The sequence below is a fragment of the Colwellia sp. BRX8-4 genome, assembly GCF_014077345.1.
Classification (GTDB): Bacteria; Pseudomonadota; Gammaproteobacteria; order Enterobacterales; family Alteromonadaceae; genus Colwellia_A.
Genome location: NZ_JACGVS010000009.1, coordinates 111,210 through 129,161, shown reverse-complemented (window position 1 = coordinate 129,161; position 17,952 = coordinate 111,210). Strand labels below are relative to the sequence as shown.

Below are 17,952 nucleotides of genomic sequence, written 5' to 3'. Positions count from 1 at the left end.
TTATTCTTCCATGATTTCTGTAAACTGACTAGCAACAAATTCAGCAATAATTGGCTGAGCTTTAACATTGGGATGAATGCCATCTTTTTGCATTAAACTGGCGTCGGTGACTAATGGCTCAACAAAAAAAGGTAACAAGTTAATGTTAGTTTCAGCGGCAACATCAATAAATACTTGTTCAAACATTTTATTATAACGAGGCCCATAATTTGGGGTGATTTTGATTTGATAGAGTGACACTGGAATGTTTTTATCTTGAGCGAGCTTTATCATTTGTAACAAATTATTTTTAATTTTCTTTGGTGAGTAGCCTCTAAGACCATCATTGCCACCAAGTTCTATCACTAAATGGTCAACTTTTTCTTTGGCTAATATCCCAGGTAACCTTGATAAACCGCCTGTTGTAGTCTCACCACTAATGCTAGCATTAGTGATCTTATAAGGACTTTTTTGCGTAGTTAATTGTGTATTTAGCAGGTGAACCCAGCCTTGGTTTTCTTTCATTCCATAGCTTGCACTAACACTATCACCTAGTAGTAAAATAGAATGCTTGGCTAAAGGGTTAGCCAATGTCGAAAAAGATATAGAAATTAAAGCTATTAAGCTTAAAAACAAAATATAAATGGGATGTTTATTCATGAAGTCAAATTCCGAAGCCATATTAAAAGTAAGTGCGTTAACTAAGTCTGTGCAGTTAGAAGAGAAAACTCTTGATCTACTTCAACCTGTTCACCTAACGGTCAATACAGGTGAAACATTAGCAATAGTAGGTTCATCAGGCTCAGGAAAAACAACCTTGTTAGCTATTTTAGCGGGCTTAGATTTACCTACGTCAGGTGAAGTTTATCTTAAAAACCACCCATTGCACCAGTTTAATGAAGAGCAACGTAGTCAAGTACGAGCAGATCACGTTGGATTTATCTTCCAGCAATTTTTATTAATTAGCAGTTTAACTGCACTTGAAAATGTTATGTTGCCGGCTGAATTAGCAAATTTACCTGATGCAAAACAACAAGGACTGGCGTTACTTGATGCTGTAGGCCTTGGTGAACGTGCTGAACACTATCCGTCACAATTATCGGGTGGTGAACAACAACGGGTCGCTATTGCTCGCGCTTTTATTACCAAGCCCGACGTATTATTCGCCGATGAACCTACGGGCAATTTAGATACCAAAACAGGCGTTCATATCGCCGATTTACTTTTTCAATTAAATGAAAAACATGGCACCACCTTAATATTGGTTACTCACGATCCAAAATTAGCCCAGCGCTGTCAACGTCAAGTTGAAATGGACAGCGGCGTTTTACAAGAGGTTAATCTCAACAACGCCAATCAAGATGAACTTCCTGCTCATATGAAAGTAGGTTAACGATGACTGAATTAAGGGTAAAACCATCAAAGACTTGGGTTAAACAATCATTACGACTGTTACATCATGAGTTTCGCCGCGGTGACTTAACCATTATATTTTTAGCGATTGTTCTCGCAGTCGGCACAGTATTTTCATTAACGGGTTTTTCAGAGCAAATTAAGCAAGCTATCATCACCAACAGCGCTAACACCATAGCAGCCGATCGGGTGCTGGGCTCTAACCGAGTAATACCGACCGAATACCTTGATAAAAGTGATAGTTTATCGCTCAATGTCGCCTCGAAAATATTACTCGATTCTATGGTTTTTTCAGGTGATAACATGCTGTTATCTGAACTTGATGTTGTTTCAGAAAAATATCCTTTGCGCGGCGAGCTTCTTGTTAAAACGTCGCTAGATCAAGAAATACCCAGCTCGGTTGGCGCGCCACAACAAGGAACGGCTTATGTAGAAGAAAGTATTCTTAGCCGTCTTGATGTTAAAATCGGTGGCACAATAGAGGTCGGGGTTCTCCCGCTGACTGTTGCCGGTGTTATTGTAGAAATTCCTGACCGTTCATACCGTATGTTTGTTGCCGGACCCACTATATTTCTTAATATTAAAGATATTGAGAAAACCCAGTTGATAAAGCCCGGCAGTCGCGTTTATTATCAATATATGTTTGCGGGGGAGCGTGACGATATTGAAACATTTGAAACCTGGATAAAGCCACAACTCAATGAAACTCAAAATTGGTACGATGCTAAATCAGCAAAAAACCGTCTATCAAAGGTCTTAGACAGCTCAGAGAAGTTTTTATCGTTAGCCAGTATGTTAGGTATTGTGCTTGCTGCTGTTGCTGTTGCGGTTGCCAGTCGACGGTATGGGCAACGTCATCAACCTATGGTTGCAGTATTTAAAGCGTTAGGCGCTTCAACGTCTCATGTAAAAAAATTGTATATGCTGCACTGGGGCTTACTTAGCTTAATAAGTATCATAGTAGGGCTTGTTGTTGGTTATATGCTGATGCTCGCCGGTGTGAGTGCTATAGAAAGCTACTTGTCATTAGATGAAAGCCAACTAACGTTTAAACCATTTATCACTGCTGTGATAACGGGAGTGCTTTGTGCGGTTGCCTTTGCCATTCATCCTATTACTGAATTAATTTCAACGAAACCACTCGATGTTATTCGCGGTTTTAGCAAAAATGAATTACCAAGGTTTGGTTGGCATCAAGTGATCCCACTACTGGCACTCTTTGCGCTACTGATGTTATTTAGTCGCGATCTCGTTATGAGTTTGTCATTGTTGTTAGGTGGTATATTAGTTTCTGGTGTTTTATTGCTTTTAGGGCGATTAATCATGGGGGCAGGGCGAAGTGCTGGTGCTAAAGCCGGTAAAGCTTGGCATCTGGCTTTAGCAAACTTAAAGCGCCGCGCCAATGAAAATAGTGTGCAATTAGTCAGTTTTACTATCGCTATTCAGTTATTACTACTAATAACGGTAATGAAAAGTTCAATTATTGATGAGTGGCAAGCACAGTTCCCGGAAAACACGCCTAATCATTATTTACTTAATATTGCCAATGAAGAAGTTGCACCACTGCAAGCTTTTACCGAGCAGCTCAATCTCGATAATCAGGGGTTTTATCCTATTTTTCGAGGACGTTTATCAGCGATTAATGGTGAAAAAACAGTCAAAATTGACGAGGATGAGAATAAAGATTCAGCAACGACCGACACAGACAAACCCAAGGTAGAGGATAAAGAAAAGCCAAAAGAGCGAAAAGGTGCTGGCCGTGAATTAAGCTTAACATGGCAAGAGCAATTACCTTTGACCAATGAAGTTATCGAAGGGCAATGGTGGCAAATAGAGGATACTTTACCACAAGTCTCTATGGAAAAAGGTATGGCTGAACGTTTAGATGTTAAACTTGGCGATGAGCTCACTTTTACTATTGGTACTGACGAATTCACTGTGCCGGTTACTAGTATTCGCGACGTTAACTGGAAGAGTCGACAGTTAAATTTTATTATGATTTTCAATGAAGCTGCCGTTATCGATATAGAGTCCACTTCTATTTCGGCGTGGATGATATCAGATCAACAAAAAAATGAAGTTTATCGCTTTTTAAGCCAATATCCTACCATCTCAATTATGGATTTTGGTGCAATTATGAAACAACTGACCAGCATGATAGAGCAAGTTTCAATCGCGATTGAACTTATTTTAGTGTTAGTTATTTTAGCGGGTAGTTTAGTGTTGGTTGCACAAGTGCAAGCAAGTATGGAAGAGCGTGAGCGAGAGTTAGCGATATTGCGTACCTTAGGCGCGAAAGGTTCACTACTGCGAAATAGCGTATTGTTTGAGTTTGTTGCACTTGGCGCTGTTGCGGGGTTAATGGCGAGTATTGCGATGGAAATAGCGGTGTTTTTCTTGCAAACGCAAGTCTTTGAAATGTCGGCGAGCTTTCATTTCAATTACTGGTTAGTGGGTATCGCTGCTGGCGCTGGATTTGTTGGTATCATGGGCATGCTAAGTTGTTGGCGATTATTGAATATGTCAAGTTTGACCTTGATCCGTCGAACAATGTAAACCGCGCTTGCTTGTTAACAATCGAAACTTAAGTTTATTAACACTAGATTTAAGTTTCGGGTATAGTAAGGTTTTTTAAATGATAAAGTTAACACTATGGGATTAATGGAAAAATCAGGCGGTGCAGTAAAAATGCTAGTAGTAACCGCAGCACTGTTTATTGTTTTTGCAGGGATAAAAACGGCTGCTAATATTTTAGTACCTTTTTTACTTTCTGTTTTCATCGCTATTATTTGTAACCCGCTTATTGCCCGCGCTAGCCGTTATAAAATACCAAAAGTAATAGCGGTACTTTTAGTCATAGCCTTGTTCGTTATTGTTGCTTTATCTCTTGCGGGGTTAGTTGGAAAATCACTCACCGAACTATCCCTTAAATTACCTGAATATCGCGAGCAATTAAGAGTACAGTTTATTTGGATAACTGAGCAGTTAGCCGATAAAAATATTATTATATCGTCAGCGTTATTAATGGAATATTTTGACCCCGCTGCAGCCATGGGCTTAGCAGCCGATATGCTTAGCGGATTAGGCAGTGTGATGGCCAATTTATTTCTTATTATCATCACGGTTATATTTATGCTTTTTGAAGCCTCGTCTTTACCTAAAAAGTTACATTTTGCTTTAGCGGATCCCGAAATGCGCTTAAAGCAAATAGACCGTTTTCTTACCTCGGTAAATAACTATTTAGCGATTAAAACCTTAGTGAGTATTGCTACCGGTATTATAGTGTCAATAATGCTCTGGGCGTTTGGTTTAGACTTTTACTTGCTTTGGGGTGTGCTTGCTTTTCTGCTTAATTATATTCCTAATATTGGCTCTATTATCGCAGCGGTTCCGGCGATGTCACTGGCCGTATTACAATTGAGTTTGCCTGAGGCCGGTCTTATCGGTTTAGGCTATATCACTATTAATATGGTGATGGGAAATATTGTTGAACCTCGTTATTTAGGAAAAGGCTTAGGGTTGTCAACCTTAGTGATTTTTCTGTCATTAATCTTTTGGGGATGGTTACTCGGCTCAGTAGGGATGTTACTTTCGGTGCCATTAACCATGATCATTAAAATAGGCTTAGAGAACGCAGAAGAAGGTCGTTGGTTTGCTGTGCTATTGTCAGGTGAAGACGATATTAACGAACTTGAACATGTTAAGCGCTAAGCCTAAATTTAATTGGCTGTATCTGTCTTTACTTTTTTAAACCAAGCTTACATTGACCATTAGATAAAAATTGCACCGCTTCTTTACGCTTTTTGCCGATAAGAAGTGGTCCATCATCCATAAAAAGAAAGTTCTTCCAATAACGCTGGAAAACAGCCCAAGTTGTTTCAATAACATTGTTTTTTGCACTACAAAAATAAACCACGGTATTATTGTCCCACGCTAAATGAGCAACAACTTCTGCAGGCAATTCTGCTTGTTCACTATCCCAAATACTTTCCCATGCCAATGTTTTCTGCCAAGTTGTTTCTTCAAATGGCCAATCACCCTTTTTGAAAAAATCAGGATGGTCGACTTGTCGACTAATAAAGGTATCCCAAACAACTTGTGCTCGTGCTTGAACCATAGGTTTTATTTTTGTTTTATCTTTATCATTGATCGGCAGGCTTTTATGTCTAAAAATCCAAGCATTTTTAAGGTCATCTAAAGGAATATAATTCATGAATTCACTAGTATTGGTTTAATGTTATAAGCAGAAGTAGGCAGATGATACACCATTATGATTGAGTTTTTTATCTTGAACCTGGGTTATTTTTTATATCGCCTGTATAGCCAAGCTAAATAAAACATATTTTTATAAATATTTAACCGCTTAGGTATTATCTAACTAAGCCAATAGCTATTAAATTAACTGACTTAAATACTTATGATATTGATTTGTCAATTTTATTGAACTAAAGTTATGGTATCTTGATTTAAAGCGCGATTTACAGGGATTTCAGAGATTTACAGGGCTAGGTTTTATTTGCGATGGTAGCAATTGAACCCTAATATGTCGAACTTTAACCATAGTGAAATTGATGTTAATTATGTCTGTATAACGGGATAAAAATGAATAAAAATAACACACTATTTACATACCTTTTATGTATTTTATTTGCTGAAAGTTTGCTCTTGGCTTTCATCTATGATTCATACCTATCAGCACTTATTATTGGCCTACCTGCATTACTTGTGCCGATATACTTCTACAAAACAGCCGGAGATGGTGCTATTTCAGGTCATGTTTCAGCGCTCGCAGTCATGATATTTGCAGCCTTGCATATTCATCAAGCACAGGGCTTAATTGAAGTTCATTTCGAAATTTTTATCCTTTTAGCGTTTTTAATTATTTTTCAAGATTGGCGGGTATTCATTACGGCTATTCTTGTTGTTGCCGTACACCATTTTTCTTTTTACTACTTGCAGGTAAATGATACGGGTGTTTATATCTTTGACGAAGATAGATTGCTCTTCTCAACCGTTATAATACATGCTGTTTATGCTATTACTGAGTCTATTATTGCTGGCTACATAGCACATTCCATGAAAGTAGAAAGTGAAGCAGGTAAAGAATTATCGTTAGTGGCGACTTCATTAACGGTTGATGTCAATGCGATTGACTTGAGCATCAAGGCAAGAGCAAATAATAATACAACCTTATTGTCTTTTAATGAATTATTAGACTTATTATCAAAGGTTATTCAAGGGGTAAAAGAGCAAGTTGTCGAATTAAATGCTAACTCACAAAATTTAAATAGAACCAAAGAAGAACTTGAAAGCTCGACAGCACAGCGTCAACAAGAAACTGAAGTGATTGCGACATCGGCAGAAGAAATGGCAGTAACAGTAGCATCTATCGCGCAAGAAACGACTCAGTTAAGTGATCAGATGAAAGAAGCTACTGACTTTACGAAGGCATCCAATGAAGAAATTATTAGCATTAATAATCAAAACAAAAACTTAACATCTGCACTTGAAAAGACCAGCGAACAAGTGAACGATCTCGCTAACTCTACAGAAGCTATTTCGAAGGTATTATCTGAAATAAGTGGTATTGCTGAGCAAACAAATTTATTAGCGTTAAACGCGGCAATAGAAGCAGCGAGAGCAGGAGAGCAAGGTCGAGGGTTTGCTGTTGTTGCCGATGAAGTCCGTGCGTTAGCAACTCGCACTAAAGAAAGTACTGACAAAATAGGTCAAACGCTTTCCCTGTTAAAAAGTTACTCTAAGTTAACAACAGATTCAATGACCCATAGTATTGGGATTGTTCAATCGGTCATTGAAAGTGCTGATAAAGCTCAAAAACAAATAGCTCAAGCGTCAGCACTCGTGGAGCATGCCAGTGCTATATCGATTAATGTCGCCGCAGCGGTTGAGCAACAATCAGTAACCACTGCAGATATAGCAAAAAGTGCCGAAACGTTAAGAGATACAGCTTTAGTCGACAGAGAAAGAGTCCAAGCATTAGCTTCAGAGGCCGATAGTGTTAGTGTTACCTCGAATGCAATGGCACTTAATATTGCTCGTTTTAAATAAACTAATGTCGAAACTTCAGTGGGGAGTACTTACCGTGTGGATAGCTTTTACGCTATCTGCATTTGGTTACCTGATAAAAGATAGGCTTGTCGAGTTTGATGAGAGTAATAAGTTAGCGGGTGTAGGAAATCAGGAGCTATCTGGTTATTTGTTACCTTATGCCAAGCCGGCCAATATGACGGGTCAAAAAACACTACTCCATTTCTCTACACCGAGTTGTAAATGCCAACAGTACAGTGAAAAACATATTAAAGATCTCAATAAACTGGCGGGTGCTAATGATTTTTTAATAAAGAATGTTGTCATTAATGAGCACAATGTTATTCCCTCCACGCCCTCTGTAGCACTAATAGATGAATCAGGAGAGGTTGTCTATTTTGGTCCTTATGGGCAAGGTTTAGCTTGCTCGCAAACGTCAGGCTATGCCCAGACTATGTTAAATAACTACTTAAAAGGTTATGCCGCTAATCTTGTTGTTAAAGAAGCGAAAGGTTGTTATTGCAATGTATAAAACTACTTTATGTTAATCTATCGCTAACCATTTACTGTCATGGTTAGTTTTCTTTACTTAGCTTATTTTTTACTCGGCTTAAACGCTGCAAATAATTTAAGTTATTTTACCAACAAATTTCAAGTGAAAAAATATGAGTAAACACCTTAAATTAGACATTGTCTCCGACGTTTCCTGCCCTTGGTGTATTATTGGTTACCAGTCTTTAAATCAAGCATTAACCAAACTTGCGGATGATATTTCAGTTGATATCACCTGGCAACCGTTTGAGCTCAATCCTGATATGCCAAAAGAAGGTCAGGATATTACCGAACACATTACCGAAAAATACGGCATTAGTGTTGAACAAAGTGAGCAAAATAGACTGATGATCAAGCAACGAGGTTTAGCGCTTGGTTATGAATTTGGTAACCGTGGTGGTGGTCGAATATATAATACATTTGACGCACATCGGCTGCTTCATTGGGCAAAAGAATATAATAAGCAGACTGAACTTAAACTCGCCTTGTTTGATCTGTATTTTAAAGAGAGTGGCGATCCCAGTGATCATCAAAAGCTACTCGATGTAGCGCAAAGTGTTGGTTTAGATAAAGAAAAGGCTCAACAAATATTAGCGTCTGATGAATACGAAGAAGAGGTGCGTACTTTGCAACGCCATTATCAATCAATGGGCATAAGCTCAGTGCCTGCCGTGATAGTCAATGATAAGCATTTGATTAGTGGTGGTCAGCCAGCGGATGTTTTTGAACAAGCATTACGTGAAATAGCTAAAGAAAGTTAAGAAACGGCCTAACAACCCTTTATAAATAAACGTTCAAATGGTATTTAAGTGGATTTAATCGGCCTTACATAAACTGCTATTAGTTTTACAAGGTTCTTATTCGAATGCGCTTTGGTTACATTTTTAACCAATAAACGCTGCCACTTAACTTACCATCTCATTGATATCACCGGCTGTTGCGGGGCGAAAGCTTATCTAAACGTTAGCTCGCATAACTATCATAAAAGAAATACAGAGTGGTTATAATACTCGCGAAAATAACAAAATACCTGACCTTAGCTTGTGGCAATTTGCGTGAAACATTTGCAGCAATATAACCTCCAGCTAATGTGCCACATAGCACAATAGTTCCTTGATACCAGGCAATCACATCATTGTAAATAAACACTGTGATAGCAATTATTGATACTGCTGAGGATATCAATAGCTTTAAGCCATTCATTGTATTGATATTAGTGTGACCAGCTAATGCCAGATAGATAAGGGTAATTATGCCTAAACCGGCATTAAAAAAACCACCATAAATAGCGATACCTAACAGAACAATGACCAGTAATAAACTACCTATTGATGAGGCATGTTGGTGATTGACTGCCAATTTTTTAAGTCCAGCATTAATCTTGCCGCCAAAAACAAACAATACACTCGCAAATAACAGTAACCAAGGGATAGCCTCACGAAACAACACTTCAGGTGTTTTTAGTAATAACCATGCACCGATAATACCGCCGATCACGCTGATTGTTATAATAAGTGGCAGTTGAGCTTTATTAGCAGCAATCTCTTTTCGAAAAGCATAAGTACCGCTCATATAGCCGGCACATGAGGCAAAAGTGTTGGTCGCATTTGCGATAATGGGAGGAAGGCCAACAAAAATAAGTGCGGGGAAGGTAATAAAGCTCCCGCCACCAGCAACTGAGTTAAGCACACCACCAAAAAAACCGGCAAAGAACAGAAAAATCAATTCAAATGACATTAAAAATAATAAACCTGAGCGATTAAATTAGCTAGACGATAACATATTTAAATTGAGTCCAATAGCAACATATAGTTTACTGATAATCTAAAAGTTAAAGGGGGTTATAAAGGGGCGGGAGCGCTGTAAAGCTATATAAAAAGGGGCTATTACGTTGCACATTGAGATAATATTTACCTACGTGAAAAATTGTTCATTGCACTAAATATTATCATTGCCTTGGCACTCATTTTTTTTGTGCCAAATAATCTATAAAGATAAAGTCTCTGGTCATTATTATTTATATGACTATCTTGTATAGCATTTATCATTATTGGTGATTTACCTATCTACCCCTTTAGTTATACAGTGTAAGATATAGCGAAGAAATGTTTTTTGGACAAATATGCCACAATTTCACCGAGACAGTAACTACTCAATTTTATTAGCAGGTATCTTAGCCCTTGTGGTTGGGGTAGGTGTCGCTCGTTTTGTTTTTACGTCGCTGTTACCGACTATGCTAGAGGAGTCAATCAGCATCGCCTTCGCTGGTGTACTTGCCTCAATCAATTATCTTGGCTATTTGATGGGCTCTGTTTTTTCTATTTTTATTAAAGATATACATGCCAAGGTTAGGTATTTTAGATTTGGTTTGTGCCTTTGTGTGCTTTCTTCTTTTGTTTTAGGCATTACCGAAAATAATACTCTATGGATTATTGCGCGATTATTGGCGGGATTTGGTGCGGCAATGGCGCTCGTTGTTGGCTCTGCTGTTGTTATGTTAAAGCTAAAAGACACCAATAAGACTAAGGCGATGGGTATCCACTTTAGCGGTTTAGGTTTTTCAATTGTCATTACTGATTTAGTTATGAGAGCGGTATTTTATTTTGGTGGCGATTGGAAAGATGCATGGCTAGTACTCGCTATCCTTGGCGCTTTTTTATCTTGCTATTCGGCTTATATCTTAAGGTTTGATAGGCAACCAAGCAGTGAAGTGGTGAAACACAAGTTTGATAAAACGCTTTTTTCACCTATGGTTATTGTCTTAATTTTGGCTTACTTTACCGAAGGTATCGGTATGGTGGTACAAGCAACATTTCTGCCTGATATCGTCAATTCATTAGACGGATTAGCAGGATATGGCGGCTATGTATGGTTAGCCGTTGGTGTTGCTGGCATCCCTTCTTGCATTATATGGATGCGTTTAGCACATCGCTTTGGCAGTATTAATATTATGATGGCCGCTATGTTGTTGCAGATTGTTGGTATTTTAATTCCTACTTTTTCGAATAATATTATTATGAACCTTATTAGTGGTTTGTTTTTTGGCGCAACATTTATAGGTTTAGTTGCTTTGTTTATGAATTTTGCTGGCCAACTGTCCAATAAAAACCCAGTTTTTATCATGGGCGCAATCACATCAGCTTACGGCCTTGGCCAAATTATTGCCCCCTTGTATTGTGTGGCACTTATTGAACAATTTACTACTTATAACTATGCCTTATATTTAACGGCTATTATCGTTGCGGGTGGTATTTTGTTATTGACTTATGCCAAGCTAAACTTCAAAGAAGCCAATCAAACCATGCTGTAGATTTTAGTTTATGCTTTATCTGCAGGCACAGATAAAGCGCACTGTAGGTTAACGGTAAGTTTATTATCAAGTGTTACTGCGCATAACGATTGATATTAGTCTCATTTACGGTTGGTGGTTTTTTAAAGGGATGCAGTTAAGGTGGCTTTTTTGAAAAACGACTTTTCAATCATAATACTTGAGATTCAACCGGAATATTTAGGATCACTTTGTGCGCTTTACATAACGAGTTGAAAAACTTAAGGTCTTCTTAGATACGATATAGTCCTTTCAGTCTGAATAAACCTATAATTAGGGTGTTCAGACCATGTGCCTATTTCATACGAATATTGATACGATATCATTTCGATGGTTACCGCTTTACTTTCGATGTCATAGGTACGCCTTAGCTTAAAAACGAATACTCAGGGCTTGCGCATAAACGCTATCTATATCGCTTTCGAAAAGCTTTGGCATACATGCTGACAATGACAATTGGAGGTAATTATGACTAAGTTTTCAGTTTATATTGGTATTGATTGGGCAAATGATAAACACGATGTCTGCGTTCAAGTGGCTAATTCAAGTACACGAAAGTTTGAAGTAATTAAGCACTCACCTAAGTCGATCAACGAATGGATAAGCAGTCTTCATAAGCAATACAAAGGACAAATAGCTGTTGCTATTGAACTATCCAAAGGGCCTATAGTTTACGCACTTCAAAAGTTTGATTTTGTCACTATTCACCCAGTTAACACTTCAATGTTAGCTCAATACCGTAAAGCTTTTTCACCCAGCGGTGCAAAAGACGACCCAACGGACGCAGAGCTTGCTTTAGATTTAATGCTGAGATATCCGAATAAAATTAAAGCATTAAAAATGGAAAGTGAATCGGTTAGGAAATTGACGTATCTAGTCGAAAAGCGTCGTAAGTTAGTCGATGATAAAAGGCGGTTTAGCAACCGACTAATCATTACTCTTAAAGAATATTACCCTCACTTACTCGATTGGTTTTCACACCGAGGATCGGGGATATTTTGTGATTTCATTACACGTTGGCCCAACCTACAAAAACTTAAAAGAGCCAGACCGGATACGTTGAAAAAGTTTTTTTGCTCATACCCTGGACGTACTGCGGCATATAGCGTTAAGCGAATTCAATCTATTAGTGAAGCAGAGCCGCTCACTCTCGATAACGCAGTTATCGAGTCACACCAACTGCTTGTTGCTGTGAAGGTTATTAAGGTCTTTGATAGAGAAATTAGTGAGTTGTTTAATGCCTTGCCCGATGCAGAGCTTTACAACTCATTACCGGGTACTGGCCCGTGTTTAGCTCCTAGGTTACTAGTGGCTATTGGGGAAAACCGTAGTCGATTCAATAGCGCATCGGAAATTCAAATGTATGCAGGGATAGCACCCGTAACAGTGCGTAGTGGTCAAAAGAGCTGGATTCATTGGCGATATCAGTGTTCTAAATTTACTCGCCAATCATTTATAGAATGGGCTACTAAAAGCATAAGGCAATCTTATTGGGCGGAAATTTATTATCAGCAACAAAGGGAAAAAGGTAATACCCACCAGGCAGCTGTGCGTTCATTAGCATTTAAGTGGATACGGATCGTATTTCGATGCTGGAAAACTAAAGAGCCATACAATGAAGCCAAGTATTTAAAAGCGTTGAGCGACAGAAATTCGCCATTACTTTTTAAAGAAAAAGCTTGTTAAAGGTCTCAGGGCGTAGAGCTGACATTAGCATCGATAGATTTTTGAGCTATTTGTAGTGTTAAAAGCGTAGAACTATCTTATCTTGACAGATAACTAAGCAACCTAAGCGGTCACTGATATTTTGAAGATTCAGATGAAATATAATATTGATTCTATGACGCTTTGGCCTCTATTACGTCATAGAAAAACACAAAAGAGTGGCCAAACTATTAGCTATTACAATAACTGAGACAACGGCCTTTCTTGTTCCTTCATTTTTAATCAAATTGACAGCTACTTGTTCTGCATTTCTTATTCATAAGTGAAGCTGACCAAACTAACATTCTTTTGAGGAGTTTCTGTGTTGTCTCTATTGTCATAAGATCATCTTTTCCTATTACTCCCATGCTAAGTAAAGTAGCTTCCATCATGTTTTATACCTCAATATTTTTAATGTCGATTACCATAAAAGGTCATACTGCTGGGTAGTCACTAGCATATATATGTTGTTTTTACTCAGAAGTTTATTTGTTGGTAGCATAATACACAATTACCCAAAGGGGATAAATAGCATTATTTGCAAAACATAATTACTAAACTGTAACAACCAAGCGCATGGGTAATTGAGTTTTAGTGCAGGTTAAAAAGATAAGGACAAAGTTATATTTAAATGAAATGGAAAATTTAATTTGCTGGGGGGGATGAGGGGATTATAGATCCGATGGTGAATTTATATTTCAAAGAGGGATAACTATCACAAGATCACAATTAACAAACTGCTATGAGAACGTACAAGTCACCTTATACATTCTCATAGGGTACTATTTTATCGATAAGGTTCACTGAGAATTACTTAATCACTGTTATTTTCAATTTTTCTCTCTTCACGACCTAATCCTAAAAACTTTAAACTCAAAGCAAGTAAGAGAATAGAAACAGGAAGTATTAATATCTCCCATGTGAGGCTATTTAAGTTAATCAAAATGATTTCAAGAAACTTAACAAACAAGATGATAACAATAACTTCGCCCAGAATGTTCTTTAAACGACCAATATTTGGTGTGCTTATCCACCTGAGAACAGAGGTTTTATTTGTAACTTTCTTATCACAAATAAATAAGGTAAATACACCATGAGCGAAGATAAACAAGACAAGCGCAATGAGGAATGTGTCTAACGATTTAATTAAATAAGTCGTTGCTACTTCCGATGTATCAAGGTGGGACAAGCTTTCATTGGCCACTTGACCAAACAACACCGTCGTATAGGCCGAATAAGTCTTCATTGCCCCAACGATAAACAATAAAACAGATCCCAATAGCGAACAGATAATCGCTATCCAACTAATAAATCTAAATACATTAAATGTTTCTTTCATTTTTTAAATCCTTCAATAGCTTTTTCATATAGATCATTCAAGTCGGTGTTTTACGGGTTGAATAGGAGTGGGTAAATCGGTTTCACCCAAAGTTTCTAATAGGTTAATTTCAATAGTACGAGACATTGCGCTTAACGCTAAATCGTTAGCAGAAAGGCCAAATGGATCTTCTAACTCTTCACTTAAGGCATCTAAACCAAAAAACGTATAAGCCACTATTGCGCAAAATAACGGCGTAACTAACCCCTGTGAAGCAACAATACCAAAAGGTAATATTAAACAATAAAGATAAGCGGTACGCTGAACTAGCAGCATATAAGCAAACGGCAGTGGTGTGTTCTGAATACGCTCACATGCTGCCTGAACTGAGGCCATTGAGGTAATATGATCATCGAGACTTTGCATTAAAAAGTCTGAGAGTAATTTTTTATGGCCGCAGGTTCCTAGTTTTTTCCCCATCAAACGTAGCAAAGCATCAGGTAAATTTTTCGACTGACGTAGCGGTTCAATATCCTCTGGTTCAAGATATTTTTCTATATCATGCCAAGGATCTGATTGTCGAAGTTGATGTCGTAAGGCATGATTAAAAGCGATAGTTAAATGTATCATGCGTTTTTGTACTTCTACTCCGCCTTTAGCTTCCCCATCGATATATGAAGTCACCTGACGGGATAAGCTACGAGAATCAACGATGAGTTGTCCCCATTGCTTGCGTGCTTCCCACCAACGGTCATAACAGGCATTGTTTCTAAAACCAAGGAACAATGACAATGCTATGCCCAAGAGCGCTAACGGAGCCAAGGTAAAATTTGGAAATACTGCTGGATAATAATATTGAGTCGCCGCTACCATTGCTCCTAGAATAGTCATAAAAGCTATTTGTGGAAAAATAAGTGGTACAACAGAGCCGCGTATAATAAAAAACAGCTGGAATGCATTGGGTTTATTTCTAACAATCATTATTGCCTCGAAGTCGATGTTTCCGAATTAGTTAGGTTGAGTATAGTTTGCCGATACAAGTCAGCCCTCTATAAATAATTTTATGACGCATTGTGACTCTGTAGAAAGACATCAAATGAACTTTCATCACTCGCTTCCAGCTGCTTTTGCAGCCTTAATGATTTTTTCGCGGCAAGTTGTAAATGAGCAACCTTTTTAGCCGATAAGCCACTATTGGTGAAGTGAGCATGATGTTCTTTAGCTTGAGATAACATTGAATCAGTAAACTCATTACCTTTTTCGATAGCTTGCATGAGGATAGCTGACGGTGTTAATTCGCTATTTTCCACCTTATTAACTTGGACAGTGAGCGCTTTACTGTATGACTCATTCCCATGTGCATTATCGAGTAATTTTGCAATAGCTGTCATCTCAACCAATAGCCTATTAGCGCTGATATCAAAACCAGTAAGCTCGCCGTTTTTCTTCAACGACAATGATGGTTTACGCCCTTGTAGAATAACTTGTTGTTGATTAAATTTAATGTCTTCCTGCTCCACTGTAGATAATTCAGGGCTATCTGATAACAGGCAATACAGTAAAAAAGTATCAAGAAAACGGATCTGCTGTTCATCAATACCAACAGGTAACAAGGGGTTGGTATCAAGAATACGAACTTCAATATATTCAACGCCTCTTTTGCTCAGTGCTGCCACGGGTTTTTCTCCCGGCAGAGTTATACGTTTGGGGCGTACTTCACTGTAATATTCATTTTCGATTTGCAGAATGTTTGCATTGAGTTGGCGATACGCGTCGTCAACTTTAACACCTATATTTTCATATTCTGGATAATGGCGGTTCATTGCCTGTTCCATACCTTCAATATAACTTTCTAGATTGCTATAGCTGATATTTAGTTCGCTCTGCGCCTTACTTTGATATCCAAGGTCACTCATTCTCAAGGAGGTGGCAAAAGGTAATCCTAGGGTATGTTTACCTAGCTTGCTTAATTTGTCGGATTTATTATCGCCGATAAAGCTACTGTCTAGTGCTGGAGAAGCGCCAAATAAATAAATTAATAACCAAGAGTGGCGGCGAAAGTTACGGATAAGACCAAAATAACGTTGTGATTTAAATGTCTGAATATCACCTTTATCGCCCCAAAGATGCTGATAGTAAGGCCAAAAGTCATCCGGCATAGAAAAATTATAGTGTATACCAGCAATAGATTGCATGGTGCGCCCATAACGATGCCCCAAGCCCTGCCGATATACATTTTTCATCTGAGCAATATTAGAGCTGCCATACTCAGCAATAGGAATGCTTTCATCCCCTGCCAGTTGGCATGGCATACTCGCAGGCCAAATGTATTCCCCCTCAAGCTGGCTCAAGGTAAATTTATGCAAATCAGTCAGGTAATCGATGCTGTCATTAACTTGTTGAGACACTGGCGTAATGAATTCCAGCAAGGCTTCAGAATAATCTGTGGTGATGCTGCCATGAGTCAACGGTGAGCCGAGTGCCTGTGGGTGTCCGGTTTGAGCCACTGTTGCCTGCGACGTAACCCTTAAACCTTCCTTTTCAATACCACGCTGGATACGAATTAACAGGGGTAAGTTTTCTGAGGCTGATAGTCGTTGAAGACGAGTCTGGTATAAATCGGACAAGACAGTTTTCCTTAAAATAGGGAGGATTGATGTAGCTCAATATGACTGATGAAAAATATAACGGATAAAAACTCCTGCGATGTCATCCATGACACGGCAGTTTTATCTAAGACAGTCTGATAACTACTTATTTAAGTGCTTTGCATGGAAGCGCAAGTGTTCTTCAATGAAGCTCGAAATAAAATAGTAGCTGTGATCATAACCTTCATGAATTGACAGCTCTAATGGATAATTATTGACGTTTGCTGCCGCTTCTAGTGTTTCAGGCTTTAACTGCTCTTTCAGAAAGTCATCAGCTCCACCTTGATCAACTTTGGCCGGGATAAGCGTGGTCGCTCGACGCATTAAGTTACTGGCATCATGATTGTGCCAAGTTGCTTTGTCTTTACCCAGGTAAGCGGTAAAAGCCTTTTTCCCCCAAGGGGCATTCACTGGATTGCAAATGGGGCTAAAGGCTGACATTGAGCGATAACGTTCCGGGTTTAGCATCGCAATAGTCAATGCGCCATGTCCGCCCATTGAATGACCGCTAATGGCGCGTTTATCAGATACAGGAAACGTCGCTTCAATTATCTGAGGTAACTCATTCACCACGTAATCGTACATGTGGTAATGGCGATTCCAAGGAGCTTGGGTTGCGTTTACATAAAAGCCAGCGCCTTGACCTAAATCATAACCATCATCATTAGCTACGTATTCACCACGCGGACTAGTATCAGGCGCAACAATGGCAATACCTAATTCGGCAGCCATGCGCAGTGCTCCTGCCTTTTGCATAAAGTTTTCATCGGTGCAAGTAAGACCCGAAAGCCAATATAGCACTGGCACTTTTTCTCCATTGGAGACTTGTGGCGGCAAGTAAATAGCAAATCGCATTGGGCAATTTAACGTTTTAGATTGGTGGCTATATTGCTTGTGCCAGCCACCAAAATTTTTGCTTGCACTTAAATTTTCAATTGTCATGTTTGAACCTCAAAATGCTG

General features: G+C 38.6%; 15 protein-coding genes. 8 read left to right on the top strand and 7 right to left on the bottom strand.

Annotated features, from left to right (window positions below):
* Positions 1-639: an arylesterase gene (locus tag H4J56_RS09720; RefSeq protein WP_182259253.1), complete on the bottom strand. Its 639-nt coding sequence runs from the start codon at positions 637-639 to the stop codon at positions 1-3.
* Here H4J56_RS09720 and H4J56_RS09715 point away from each other — a divergent pair.
* The 3 genes from H4J56_RS09715 to H4J56_RS09705 all read left to right on the top strand — a co-directional run bounded on the left by H4J56_RS09715 (position 638) and on the right by H4J56_RS09705 (position 5,103).
* Complete coding sequence (locus H4J56_RS09715; protein ID WP_182214243.1) at positions 638-1,372, top strand: ABC transporter ATP-binding protein; 735 nt, start codon at positions 638-640, stop codon at positions 1,370-1,372. The genes H4J56_RS09720 and H4J56_RS09715 overlap by 2 nt on opposite strands.
* 2 nt (positions 1,373-1,374) lie before the next feature.
* Complete coding sequence (locus tag H4J56_RS09710; protein ID WP_182221723.1) at positions 1,375-3,948, top strand: ABC transporter permease; 2,574 nt, start codon at positions 1,375-1,377, stop codon at positions 3,946-3,948.
* A gap of 105 nt (positions 3,949-4,053) precedes the next feature.
* Positions 4,054-5,103: an AI-2E family transporter gene (locus H4J56_RS09705; protein ID WP_070377248.1), complete on the top strand. Its 1,050-nt coding sequence runs from the start codon at positions 4,054-4,056 to the stop codon at positions 5,101-5,103.
* 28 nt (positions 5,104-5,131) lie between these two features.
* Here the strand turns inward: H4J56_RS09705 and H4J56_RS09700 are convergent, their stop codons facing one another.
* The gene (locus tag H4J56_RS09700) at positions 5,132-5,605 is read right to left on the bottom strand and encodes a DUF2947 domain-containing protein (RefSeq protein WP_182259252.1); all 474 of its coding nucleotides are present in this window, start codon (positions 5,603-5,605) and stop codon (positions 5,132-5,134) included.
* Between the two features lie 389 nt (positions 5,606-5,994).
* On the opposite strand from H4J56_RS09700, the gene H4J56_RS09695 reads away from it, so the two are divergent.
* The 3 genes from H4J56_RS09695 to H4J56_RS09685 all read left to right on the top strand — a co-directional run bounded on the left by H4J56_RS09695 (position 5,995) and on the right by H4J56_RS09685 (position 8,753).
* Positions 5,995-7,461 carry a methyl-accepting chemotaxis protein gene (locus tag H4J56_RS09695; RefSeq protein ID WP_182214247.1) on the top strand — a complete coding sequence of 489 codons (1,467 nt, stop codon included), beginning with the start codon at positions 5,995-5,997 and terminating at the stop codon, positions 7,459-7,461.
* A 4-nt stretch (positions 7,462-7,465) separates the two neighbouring features.
* A complete protein-coding gene (locus tag H4J56_RS09690) occupies positions 7,466-7,972 on the top strand; it encodes a DUF6436 domain-containing protein (RefSeq protein WP_182214249.1) in 507 nt (168 codons plus the stop codon).
* A gap of 133 nt (positions 7,973-8,105) precedes the next feature.
* A complete protein-coding gene (locus tag H4J56_RS09685; protein WP_182214251.1) occupies positions 8,106-8,753 on the top strand; it encodes a DsbA family oxidoreductase in 648 nt (215 codons plus the stop codon).
* A 202-nt stretch (positions 8,754-8,955) separates the two neighbouring features.
* On the opposite strand, the gene H4J56_RS09680 is transcribed toward H4J56_RS09685, so the two are convergent.
* The gene (locus H4J56_RS09680; RefSeq protein WP_182259251.1) at positions 8,956-9,729 is read right to left on the bottom strand and encodes a sulfite exporter TauE/SafE family protein; all 774 of its coding nucleotides are present in this window, start codon (positions 9,727-9,729) and stop codon (positions 8,956-8,958) included.
* 385 nt (positions 9,730-10,114) lie between these two features.
* Between H4J56_RS09680 and H4J56_RS09675 the strand changes: the two genes are divergently transcribed.
* Both H4J56_RS09675 and H4J56_RS09670 read left to right on the top strand, forming a co-directional pair.
* On the top strand, positions 10,115-11,302 hold the full coding sequence (locus H4J56_RS09675) for a YbfB/YjiJ family MFS transporter (protein WP_182214254.1): 1,188 nt from the start codon (positions 10,115-10,117) through the stop codon (positions 11,300-11,302).
* 486 nt (positions 11,303-11,788) lie between these two features.
* A complete protein-coding gene (locus H4J56_RS09670; protein WP_182214256.1) occupies positions 11,789-13,006 on the top strand; it encodes an IS110 family transposase in 1,218 nt (405 codons plus the stop codon).
* Between the two features lie 832 nt (positions 13,007-13,838).
* Here H4J56_RS09670 and H4J56_RS09665 read toward each other — a convergent pair.
* The 4 genes from H4J56_RS09665 to fghA all read right to left on the bottom strand — a co-directional run bounded on the left by H4J56_RS09665 (position 13,839) and on the right by fghA (position 17,932).
* Positions 13,839-14,363 carry a YqhA family protein gene (locus H4J56_RS09665; protein ID WP_182259250.1) on the bottom strand — a complete coding sequence of 175 codons (525 nt, stop codon included), beginning with the start codon at positions 14,361-14,363 and terminating at the stop codon, positions 13,839-13,841.
* Between the two features lie 33 nt (positions 14,364-14,396).
* Positions 14,397-15,323, bottom strand: a complete 927-nt coding sequence (locus H4J56_RS09660; RefSeq protein ID WP_182214260.1) for a bestrophin family protein — start codon at positions 15,321-15,323, stop codon at positions 14,397-14,399.
* 80 nt (positions 15,324-15,403) lie between these two features.
* Positions 15,404-16,969 carry a glutamate--cysteine ligase gene (gene gshA, locus H4J56_RS09655; protein ID WP_182214261.1) on the bottom strand — a complete coding sequence of 522 codons (1,566 nt, stop codon included), beginning with the start codon at positions 16,967-16,969 and terminating at the stop codon, positions 15,404-15,406.
* A gap of 123 nt (positions 16,970-17,092) precedes the next feature.
* A complete protein-coding gene (gene fghA, locus H4J56_RS09650) occupies positions 17,093-17,932 on the bottom strand; it encodes an S-formylglutathione hydrolase (RefSeq protein ID WP_182214263.1) in 840 nt (279 codons plus the stop codon).
* Positions 17,933-17,952 lie beyond the last annotated feature (20 nt).

Coding starts and splice junctions, on each gene's coding strand:
- H4J56_RS09715 (WP_182214243.1), top strand. CDS start 638: ATGAAGTCAAATTCCGAAGCCATATTAAAAGTAAGTGCGTTAACTAAG.
- H4J56_RS09720 (WP_182259253.1), bottom strand. CDS start 639: ATGAATAAACATCCCATTTATATTTTGTTTTTAAGCTTAATAGCTTTA.
- H4J56_RS09710 (WP_182221723.1), top strand. CDS start 1,375: ATGACTGAATTAAGGGTAAAACCATCAAAGACTTGGGTTAAACAATCA.
- H4J56_RS09705 (WP_070377248.1), top strand. CDS start 4,054: ATGGAAAAATCAGGCGGTGCAGTAAAAATGCTAGTAGTAACCGCAGCA.
- H4J56_RS09700 (WP_182259252.1), bottom strand. CDS start 5,605: ATGAATTATATTCCTTTAGATGACCTTAAAAATGCTTGGATTTTTAGA.
- H4J56_RS09695 (WP_182214247.1), top strand. CDS start 5,995: ATGAATAAAAATAACACACTATTTACATACCTTTTATGTATTTTATTT.
- H4J56_RS09690 (WP_182214249.1), top strand. CDS start 7,466: ATGTCGAAACTTCAGTGGGGAGTACTTACCGTGTGGATAGCTTTTACG.
- H4J56_RS09685 (WP_182214251.1), top strand. CDS start 8,106: ATGAGTAAACACCTTAAATTAGACATTGTCTCCGACGTTTCCTGCCCT.
- H4J56_RS09680 (WP_182259251.1), bottom strand. CDS start 9,729: ATGTCATTTGAATTGATTTTTCTGTTCTTTGCCGGTTTTTTTGGTGGT.
- H4J56_RS09675 (WP_182214254.1), top strand. CDS start 10,115: ATGCCACAATTTCACCGAGACAGTAACTACTCAATTTTATTAGCAGGT.
- H4J56_RS09670 (WP_182214256.1), top strand. CDS start 11,789: ATGACTAAGTTTTCAGTTTATATTGGTATTGATTGGGCAAATGATAAA.
- H4J56_RS09665 (WP_182259250.1), bottom strand. CDS start 14,363: ATGAAAGAAACATTTAATGTATTTAGATTTATTAGTTGGATAGCGATT.
- H4J56_RS09660 (WP_182214260.1), bottom strand. CDS start 15,323: ATGATTGTTAGAAATAAACCCAATGCATTCCAGCTGTTTTTTATTATA.
- fghA (WP_182214263.1), bottom strand. CDS start 17,932: ATGACAATTGAAAATTTAAGTGCAAGCAAAAATTTTGGTGGCTGGCAC.